Genomic DNA, 9,671 nt, shown 5'->3' on the forward strand with positions numbered 1-9,671 from the left:
CACAAAACCAAGAACAACAATATCAGCAAAATCCATATGTAACACCACAAAACCCATACACAACTCAACCGCAATACCAACAACAAATATATCAACCAAACTACGACGCACGTGTCTCACCACCTAAACCACCAACAATAGATCCAACTCAGCCACAAATTTTACCGCCTGGGCCAACATTAGACATTACACAACCACAAATCTTACCACCTGGACCAATTACAGAACCAACACAACAACAAATTCAACAAGTTGTCGGTACACAGTTTTTACCTTTCAAGAAACCCGTACTAGATTTCGTAAAACCATGGGTAGATTACGGTTTAAATGAAGCAAAACATACATCACATGAACACGCATTAACAGAAGTTGCTGCGATTATGTTTTTAGTTGGTAAAGGCTTCAATCCGACGATTGCACATTATATCGTTGAATCTTGGGAGAAGAATGAGCAGTTTTAGGGTTGTTTATTTGATAAAATATAAAAAACACAAAAGTGCCAAACCCCTTATACCACAAGGGTTTTGGCACTTTTTAATATCTAAAACAAATTTTATTGAAATAATTATTTTTATAGATTTTCATACTTTTTTATATAGTACGTGAACAAAATGTGAGCAAATATGTGAACATATACAGTACAAAATTACACCTTTGTATACACATTTTTAGAAACATCTTACGTTTATCAAACAATAACCAAAAGACGTACCTGCAACCTCATCATATAGATAATAGATATTAAAAAGAGGACACTATAAGCGCCCTCTTCCTTAGGTTTTAAATATGTTCTCCATGATCCATAAACACTTCAATTGCTTCGTTTTGTGGTATGTCTTTTACATTAGTAAGACCAAAAGTAAAAACAGCGGATAACATCATCATTAATAAGATTGCTTTTTTCATTTTAGCGCCCTTCTTTCTATGCTCTTTTTGTCTGCATCTAAAGCGATGTGCAAATACTTGCTTGCTTTTCTGTGATTTTCTGAACCATAGAATATTTCACCTAAAAGAGAAGCATATTCTTTTACCCAATCATATAATTCTTCTTTTTCAAAATACGAAATACCTTCTATAACCACATTTTCTAATTCTTCTTGCGGTACATAGTTATGTACTGCTTTTAAAATTCGGAAATGATGACGATAACATAAGTCGCTAATCTTATAGCCATTCTCAATATATTCATTAGCGATATGACTATAACCTAACTTAAAATGTTCTCTTGCTAAAAGAAACATAGTTTTAGCGTTATTTTCTAATGAATCCTCTAAGTGTTTAATTGCTAACTCTGGCATGTTTTGACTTGCGTATAAAAGTCCTAAATTATGCTTAACTCGTTTAATAAGAAGTTCATCATTAGATTTTTGGAAGGTACCTAGTGCTGAAAGTAAATATTCCTCTGCACTTTCGAATTCATTTAGTCGAATGTGTGCCATTCCTAAAGTATTTAAGCATGCTGCAGTTTTTAATTCATACCCTGGACTAATTGAAAATACTTCATTCGCCTTTGTAGCAAATTGAACTGCTAGGATCGGTTTTAATACGTGATAGTAATGGACTGCAAGCCAATAATTAAATTCAGCTTTTTCAATTTCATCATGCATGTACTCTAAAAACGTTTCAGCTTTTTCAAATTGCATTCTTGCTTCACTATGGTTTGCTTTATTAATAGCGTAAATTGCTTTAAATAAATGATGATAGTACTCTAAAAATGTTTCTGTAGACTCTGGTAAAGGCTCGATTTTGTCCAGAATATCTTTTGTACTATCCATATCCCGAATTAGCAGTTTATACCGTGCATTCAATAAAGCGTAGTAGACTAATATTGTTTGGTCTTCCTTAATATTATTGATTTTATTTGCAATATCTTCTTTTATTTTCTGAGACTGTAATACACGTTGTGAAATCATAGCTTGATACCATTCGTTTAATAATTTTGTGATTTCTTCTTTAGAAATAATGTCAACACTCATCTACTTCTACCCCCTTTTGTTAAATGTTATCATGACATGCTTGTTTGCATAAATAAGTTTTTGAATATTCTAACTTGAAAAAATTATTTTTGAATATTCATGTTAACAAAATGGTCCCTTTTCAAACCTTAAAAAAGAACGCACGTTTGTTTGTAGTGGAGTTAAAAAAACAAAAGTGAGGTATTACATCATGGAATATAACGGCTTTCCTGTAGTACGTGGAAGAGGTATGGTGAAATGGAATCCGTTTGCTTCAATACCGGAGCAATACGAGGAAATACATAGAATGTTTGAGGAACAATATAAAGTACCTAAACCTTTTTTAACACAAGATACTATGGAACGAATAGAAAGAGCGTTAATGCAATCTTTTCACGAGGAAGAAGAAATACATACCTCATACTATCGTGATGGAATGGTGCAAGACATGTACATAAATGTATTACATATTGAACCGATGACGAAAACTATATATTGTACAGATGCTTTTGGTTTGAATACTAAGTTTAAGTTTGATGAATTGGTGAATATAAATTAAAAGAAGCCGCCCGACAGTACTGAAGTGCACCCCATTTGTTTGACACAGCCTATAAATTGGGGTGCACTTCACATATATAGGTGGCTTTTGTACGACAAAAAAGAGCTCTGCTATACAGCAGAGCAAAAGAAAAATATATAACCCTATAAAAATAATACAAATTATTGATACTTTCAAAAGACGAAATTTAAATTTCCATCACAATAATACCTATGTTTAAGTATGAAACATTCTACCTTCACTATAGCTATGAATATTCTTATTTTAGAATTCCATAGTATCCAAATAGCTCTTTGAGAGATACCTCAATACCGAACTTCTTCAAAGAATCTTTTCTTTGTTCAAAGAGAAGTTCTAAAACTTTTTTCTTATCTTTGTCTCTTCCATAATGAATCAACCTATGACAGTTCGGACATATACTAACTATATTTCCAACAACATCTAAACTATTTTCAAAATCAATTCATTTATACGATTAATTGTGTAAGAATTATGATGTGTGATTTCTCCTAATTCCTTGTACTGCCTTACGCTTTTTTTCCATTTCACAATTACAACATTATTTTTTTGTAACTGTTTAAATTGCTCTTATTTTTCAAAGTTTTCAAAATTCATATCAATTCCCCTTTGTATGAAAATGAAATTTCTATAATAAAACTTTATAAGCTTTATATATCCATTCTTCATCTTTGTCTTCTTCCACATAAAAGATTTCTATTTTTATTTCCATACCATTTTCCATTAAAACGTGCGCTTCATATTTCCTATCTACATAACTAGCACAATCAATATTGTCTGCTACTATTTCTCTCCATTTATCAGGTAAACTATCATAAAAACGTTCAATGGCCGCTACTAAAACTAAATCTTCTAAATGAGCAGTTTTAGGGTTGTTTATTTTTAAAAACATCAAAAATGCCAAATCCCTTATATCACAAAGGATTTGGCATTTTTAAGTATCTAGAATACGCGCTAAATTTAAGGAGAAATTAACAGACATGAGTCCGGTATAATGCCGTGTCCACACCCAAGGATCGGTTACATAAAATAACGTATCTAACCTGGGAAGTCTATTAGTCTTTTCCCCTTATAGTAACACTCTCTTCTACTAAGACCTTTTCTTTCTAGGGCCTACAATTAATTTAATCGCTGTTCTCTCTTCATTATTGATAGAAATCTCTTGAAACGCTGGAACAAAAGCTAAGTCAATACCACTTGGAGCGACGAACCCTCTTGCAATCGCAATTGCTTTAATCGCTTGATTTATAGCTCCAGCCCCAATCGCTTGAATTTCCACATTACCACTTGTTCTTAGTACACCTGCTATTGCACCTGCGACTGAATTTGGGCTTGATTTTGAAGATACCTTTAATATATTTTCCATGTAAGTTGCTCCTTCTATTATTTAATCTCTCTTTCGTTACAATTTTAAATATTTTAGCGTATCTTTAATTACTATTCACACCAAAAACAAACGATGCTTCATATGTACATTTATTCTATTTTTTCTGACTTCTTCCTGCCCAGCTACACAAATAAAAACAAAAAATAAATAATCTAATATACATACGATTAAATATCATAGCTTCACCAAACGATAACATCCATACAGCAAAAGATAATATTGCTGTTTTGTCATACGAAATTAATATAGTAAAGTGAAACTTTACTCAGTGGGGGGTTTTGTTCATCCCCACCTAACTTCTTTGCTTTCGCTGAATTTTGAGGTGGGAGTCTTACTGCTCGGAAAATAGCGGGATAAACGTTTCCTCGTTACTTCAATCCATTTAGAAATCCCATTCATTTTTCTATCAAATTCTGAACCTTATCATCTTCAAAAAGTGTTAAAGGTAATACCCCAATACTACATTTCATCATTTGACCACTTTATATTCCAAATCTATCTCCTTTTATAGTACAAGCATACACGCCAATTGTGATTCATTTTCATAAACTATTATGTGTTTTACATTTATTAAGAATAGGAGGTAATATATTGGGTTCATACTATCATTCTTCAAACTCGTATAAAAAATGCTCATGCAAATCTTCTTCCAGTTCAAATAAAAAATGTTCATGTGACCATTCACATAAACGAAGCTGTCCTGCATACGGAACTTTTTGGCAAACTGAATTTATAACTGTTCCTTTTGGCAACCCTTTTCCATTTAATCACGTTGGACCTTTAGCAGGAGGCGTTTCCTTACTAAACCCTACTACTATACAATTTAGACAAGCTGGTGATTATAGAGTTTCGTTCATTTCCAGTATTAATACTACTTTAAATCCTGTATTTCCACATATCCCAGTCATAACTATATTTTTAAATAACAATCCACTTGCTAATAGTCAAGGTGACTTCGCTATTCAAATGAATACTTCATCAAATAACGAATGTCTTCAACTCGTTGGCGAAACGATTGTTACAGTGCCAGCTAATTCAACTCTTCAACTTAGAAATAATAGTGGCTTTAATCGTCAAAGTATTGTAACTTGTGACAATGGTATAAATTCAGTTGAATTAACAGTTACAAAACTAAGTTAATATTATTTCTTCACATTCAGATGCTATTTCAGCATCTTTTTTTATTGAATAACAGTTTTCTTCGACTTTTATTATCTCTCATCACGCAAAAAAAGTGCAGAATTCTTTCTAACACAAGATTTCTGCACTTTTATATTATGCTTATTTATTCTTCCTTATTTCTCTACATAAACCGACTTAACAATCGTACGATTATATGGTTTTCCTTCTTTATTCATCCCTTTTATATCCATCGTAACGTTATATACTCCCGGTTGTTTTATATCTTTCAAAGCACCTGTAAATGTATTCGTATTAACATTTTGTAATTCATTAAATTCAGAGACTAACTTACCTTCTTTATTAACGACTCTTACTGTTATGGAAAGATCCCCTTTCATTTCAGGTGCCATTGGTGATTTTTTCAGTTTATACTCAGGTTTATTTACTTTAACTTTTGTAGGTATTTGAAGAACAAATGGTGCGTCATTCTTGTAATCGCTTACAACTAAATATGCATCTTTCGACTGCTTCGCCATCATTTTGATTTTCCATTCGCCTACTTCCAATTTATCAAACTTAAATGTTCTAATTGTCGCCCCATTAAAGAAAGATTCGCCTTCACCAGTAGTTATAGCGCTATCTTTATTTGCATATATTTTTCCTTTTGGAGATACCATTTGTACTTCTACATCAGAAGAAGCAGTTAGTACAGAAACGATTCCTTCCGCTTTTTTATCAACTGTAACGGTTTGCTCTATCCACTGATTTTGTGGTAATTCGCCTCCTAAAATATTTTGATTTGAAGTTGTATTTAATTGTTCTAGATTTTCATTTGAACTAGTGCTGGATGCTACTAAAGCTGGTAATTCCACATTTGTCGTACGTAAATATGGTTCGATTCGTGTAAAAACAGCTGATCCTTTTCTTATATTGTCATGATCAAATCTGGAATCTGTAAATAAATGTGTACCGTACGATAGCTTCGCACTCCATTCATTTACTAGTCCATCATTTGAACCGTACGATGATAAATATAACCCGCCCATAGATAATGCAGAAAATGTTGGCCCCCAGCTAGTCCCAGTAGCCGTATAGTAACGGTTTAATTTAGCTGCTGGGTTATTATCTATTGTTGAACGAAACTTTGCCATTTCACCTATTTGTAACGAGTACGTACCATCATCTTTTTGACCTAATATAGAAGCTAGCCACCCTGCCCACCAACTATATGACAAATCTGCTAAATTTGAGCCGTGATGCGGTGTAGCAAGTGTAATAACATTTCCAACAAATCGATTCGCATCATATTCAACTAATGCGGCTTGTGTATCAATACCACCTTTACTATGCGCTACAATATTAACTTTTTTACCGAAATGATTATATATTTCTTCAAGTTTTTGTGCTAACAGTTTTCCGTTATCCCACTGACTAGCCGAACCTTTCCCCGCAGCATCATATAATTGTATAAACACTGTTTGATAGCCTGCTTTCAAAGCATAATCATACATATCATTTATATCATGATATACTGTCTTTCCATACCAACTATCCGCATTACCATTTCTTCCTTGTACAAAGAGAATTGGTGGTTTATTCTCATCATAATTAGCAGGTTTTTGGCCTAAAAACCATTCCCCAGGTGTAAATACTTCTGTGTCAGGAAACCCCTTTCCAAGCTCTTTTACAACTTCTGCCTGTACATTTGTGCTAATCGTTGGAGCCATGATAAAAAATACAATTAGTAAGGCCACACATCTTCTCATCAGTCTCATATTACTCCCCCTATTTTTTTGAAAGAAGGTGTTCTTTATAATATTTTATATTTTCCCTTCCTTAATAATAGCTAATCTTTGATTTTAAAAAGATGTTAGCCCTATTTTTAGAAGGTTACTAGTTGTGTACCCTCTTCCTTAACTCTCGTTATTCTCTTTGTTTCTACCTCTTCCTTTTGATAGAATACGACAAAAAAGTTTCTCAATAATTGTTAACTTCGCTACATCCAGATATTTTTTAAATCATTATTGTTTATATAAAGCATACAAATCTTGAAAAAATTTTAGTAAAAAAACATTTTATTACTAGTTAGTTATTTAAAAACATAATAAAGATATGTACTTTCTTTTCATTAAATACAAAATAATTTTAAAGGACCCTATATTGTAAGGCTTTCCTACAATTAAAAATCAAACTGAAATTTCCGAATAAACAATCATATTTCCAGAAACATATATTATGATAATTTCCGCGCACTTGAATTAACCTTGTAGAAGTACTAACCTATCGGTGAGCAGAAGAAAATTCTGTAAAAAGAAAGGAGAATACTTTATGATGACCAATTTACAAAAGGAGTTTTTTGAACGCTTAAAAATTCCTGCAAAAGAAATAACATTTGATGATTTAGATGAAATCTTATTAAAAATGGGAATGATTCTCCCCTATGAAAATCTTGATATTATGGCTGGTACTATTAAAAATATCTCAAAAGATAACTTAATAGAAAAGTTACTTATTCAAAAACGAGGTGGACTTTGTTATGAATTAAACTCCTTATTGTATTATTTTTTAATTGATTGTGGGTTTCAAGTATACAAAGTAGCCGGTACTGTTTATGATCTTTACGATAATAAATGGAAGCCCGATGATGGTCATGTCATTATCATATTAAGTCATGAGAATAAAGATTATGTTGTGGATGCAGGTTTTGCATCTCATCTCCCTTTACATCCAGTCCCTTTTAAAGGAGAAGCCATCTCCTCTCAAACAGGAGAATATCGAATTCGTAAACGAAATACTCGAAAAGGTACGCATATTTTAGAAATGAGAAAAGGAGCTAACGGAGAATCTACAAGTTTCTTACAATCTGAACCTTCAAATGAATGGAAAATAGGTTATGCTTTCACTTTAGATCCAATAGATGAGAAAAAAGTGAATAACATTCAAAAAGTGATTGTAGAGCATAAAGAATCTCCTTTTAATAAAGGGGCTATCACTTGTAAATTAACTACTTATGGTCACATATCGTTAACAAATAAAAATTACACAGAAACCTTTAAAGGCACCAAAAATAAACGACCAATAGAATCTAAAGATTATGCTCGCATTCTTCGTGAATCTTTTGGAATAACGCAAGAGAAATATGTAGGAAAAACACTAGAAAGAGGTTAGTTGACTAGAAGTATTTCATAATAAAGCAGATTCTATATTTAGAATCTGCTTTATTTTATATTTTGTTATAAATTAATTTAATTTTGTTGTTACCCTTTAATTTTCAATTATATACTCATCATCATATTTATCGTATTGTAACCCTTTCCCTATCTTTGATTCTGTAACTTGATCTCTTAAAAACGGTGCAGCACCCATTTTGCTAGTTGCAATTTCAATTCCATATTTTTTCGTTAAATGAGCTAACTCTATTAAAAACCACTCTCTTCGCAATGTAACTGGAATATCAAATGTTTTTCTTTTCATATATAATAGCACCTCTTTTATTTTCATAGCTTAAAAACATCACTGGATGCACTTATTAAAACTACCTTCCACCCCTAACATCCAATGAAACATTATAGTATATGCATGTCCATTTCAAACGTGCTATCACAAATATGATATTAAAGTTTACATAATTATATTATGTAATAATAGAAGAGAAAGGCATGTCCCTTCCTCTTCTATTATAGATATTTAAATTAAGAACATCTTGGTACACCTAAAGCTAAAAATAAACCTGCTACTCCCGCAGTAATCGGTACTTTTAACGTAATAACATCGTCTACCTTCGTTACTAAAAAGTAAGCATTACCTTCTTGTAATATACAAGTTACCAACAATTGAAATTCCATTCAAATCTCCTCCTTTCAATCGATATACTATAATTTATGAAATCTCTTTCAAAAAGTAATAGTAAATATATCTATTTTCCCTTATATGCAAATAAATGTTTATAAGTCTAGTAAAAATATTAATTTTCTAAATTTATATAAAACGTGTAATATCCAATAAGTTCCTATATAATCAATAAGAAAAATCTTACAAATGGAGGTATGAAAATGGCGATTTTGAGTAATATTGGTGCAGCTTTATTTTTTATTGCTTTTATTCTTTTAATCTTATGTATCATTTCATTCTTTAAAAAAAATGGAAAAGCAAAACAATATGGACGTCCTACCGTTATTCTTTTTATGATTTCAATTATATTAATAGTGACTGGTACAACAAAATCTGAACACCCAGTCATCGAATTTTTTGCTATTTTAAGTTTCATTCTATTTATATTCTTCCTTGTACTTGCAATATTATCTGTTATTAAGAAAACAGGTGTAGCAAAAAAACAATTTATTATTACAGCCGTATTATTTGTCATTTTTGTTGCGCTATTAGGTATTTCAGCTCCTTCTTCTGAAAAAACGACAGCAACTAGTACAAAAGTTGCCTCTAACAATGAAGAACAAAAAGATAGCGAAAAGAAAAAAGAACTAGAAAAGAAAGAGGCTGACGAAAAAACTCAAAAGCAAGAAGATGAGAAGCGTCAAGCCGAGGAACAAGCTCGTAAGCAAGAAGATGAAAAACGTCAAGCCGAGGAACAAGCTCGTAAGCAAGAGGATGAAGAACGTCTAGCTGATGAACA

The 9,671-nt window shown here is 31.9% G+C and carries 11 protein-coding genes and 2 pseudogenes; 5 read left to right on the top strand and 8 right to left on the bottom strand.

What is annotated here, in order from left to right; translation table 11 throughout:
- A pseudogene (locus tag MR160_RS31355) lies at window positions 1-461 on the top strand (hypothetical protein); the annotation flags it as partial.
- Window positions 462-780: 319 nt separating this feature from the next.
- Here MR160_RS31355 and MR160_RS31360 read toward each other — a convergent pair.
- Together MR160_RS31360 and MR160_RS31365 are read right to left on the bottom strand one after the other, a co-directional pair.
- Window positions 781-906, bottom strand: coding sequence for a hypothetical protein (locus MR160_RS31360; protein ID WP_000709202.1), 126 nt, complete (start codon window positions 904-906; stop codon window positions 781-783).
- Window positions 903-1,976 carry a response regulator aspartate phosphatase gene (locus tag MR160_RS31365; RefSeq protein ID WP_017763084.1) on the bottom strand — a complete coding sequence of 358 codons (1,074 nt, stop codon included), beginning with the start codon at window positions 1,974-1,976 and terminating at the stop codon, window positions 903-905. The genes MR160_RS31360 and MR160_RS31365 overlap by 4 nt, the downstream gene beginning before the upstream one ends.
- A 190-nt stretch (window positions 1,977-2,166) precedes the next feature.
- On the opposite strand from MR160_RS31365, the gene MR160_RS31370 reads away from it, so the two are divergent.
- Entirely contained in the window at window positions 2,167-2,514 is a 348-nt protein-coding gene (locus MR160_RS31370) for a YolD-like family protein (protein WP_000456183.1), read from the top strand.
- A 259-nt stretch (window positions 2,515-2,773) separates the two neighbouring features.
- On the opposite strand, the pseudogene MR160_RS35195 reads toward MR160_RS31370, so the two are convergent.
- The 3 genes and pseudogenes from MR160_RS35195 to MR160_RS31380 all read right to left on the bottom strand — a co-directional run.
- Window positions 2,774-2,974: pseudogene (locus tag MR160_RS35195) on the bottom strand (HNH endonuclease); the annotation flags it as partial.
- A gap of 186 nt (window positions 2,975-3,160) precedes the next feature.
- The gene (locus tag MR160_RS31375) at window positions 3,161-3,424 is read right to left on the bottom strand and encodes a hypothetical protein (protein WP_000478850.1); all 264 of its coding nucleotides are present in this window, start codon (window positions 3,422-3,424) and stop codon (window positions 3,161-3,163) included.
- A 198-nt stretch (window positions 3,425-3,622) separates the two neighbouring features.
- The gene (locus tag MR160_RS31380; protein WP_000427801.1) at window positions 3,623-3,898 is read right to left on the bottom strand and encodes a stage V sporulation protein S; all 276 of its coding nucleotides are present in this window, start codon (window positions 3,896-3,898) and stop codon (window positions 3,623-3,625) included.
- 612 nt (window positions 3,899-4,510) lie between these two features.
- Here MR160_RS31380 and MR160_RS31385 point away from each other — a divergent pair.
- Entirely contained in the window at window positions 4,511-5,059 is a 549-nt protein-coding gene (locus MR160_RS31385) for a hypothetical protein (RefSeq protein ID WP_000536156.1), read from the top strand.
- Between the two features lie 155 nt (window positions 5,060-5,214).
- Here the strand turns inward: MR160_RS31385 and MR160_RS31390 are convergent, their stop codons facing one another.
- Window positions 5,215-6,816, bottom strand: coding sequence for an esterase/lipase family protein (locus tag MR160_RS31390; RefSeq protein ID WP_001238698.1), 1,602 nt, complete (start codon window positions 6,814-6,816; stop codon window positions 5,215-5,217).
- Window positions 6,817-7,369: 553 nt separating this feature from the next.
- Here MR160_RS31390 and MR160_RS31395 point away from each other — a divergent pair.
- Window positions 7,370-8,209 carry an arylamine N-acetyltransferase family protein gene (locus MR160_RS31395; RefSeq protein ID WP_000988895.1) on the top strand — a complete coding sequence of 280 codons (840 nt, stop codon included), beginning with the start codon at window positions 7,370-7,372 and terminating at the stop codon, window positions 8,207-8,209.
- 96 nt (window positions 8,210-8,305) lie between these two features.
- On the opposite strand, the gene MR160_RS31400 is transcribed toward MR160_RS31395, so the two are convergent.
- Window positions 8,306-8,515, bottom strand: a complete 210-nt coding sequence (locus MR160_RS31400) for a hypothetical protein (RefSeq protein WP_000824195.1) — start codon at window positions 8,513-8,515, stop codon at window positions 8,306-8,308.
- A 218-nt stretch (window positions 8,516-8,733) separates the two neighbouring features.
- The gene (exsG, locus tag MR160_RS31405) at window positions 8,734-8,886 is read right to left on the bottom strand and encodes an exosporium protein ExsG (RefSeq protein ID WP_000395679.1); all 153 of its coding nucleotides are present in this window, start codon (window positions 8,884-8,886) and stop codon (window positions 8,734-8,736) included.
- A gap of 207 nt (window positions 8,887-9,093) precedes the next feature.
- Here exsG and MR160_RS31410 point away from each other — a divergent pair.
- The coding region (locus MR160_RS31410; RefSeq protein ID WP_242299006.1) for a YfhO family protein at window positions 9,094-9,671 on the top strand (578 nt) is incomplete at its 3' end.

The sequence above is a fragment of the Bacillus cereus group sp. BfR-BA-01382 genome (assembly GCF_022663475.1).
GTDB classification, from domain to species: domain Bacteria; phylum Bacillota; class Bacilli; order Bacillales; family Bacillaceae_G; genus Bacillus_A; species Bacillus_A thuringiensis_S.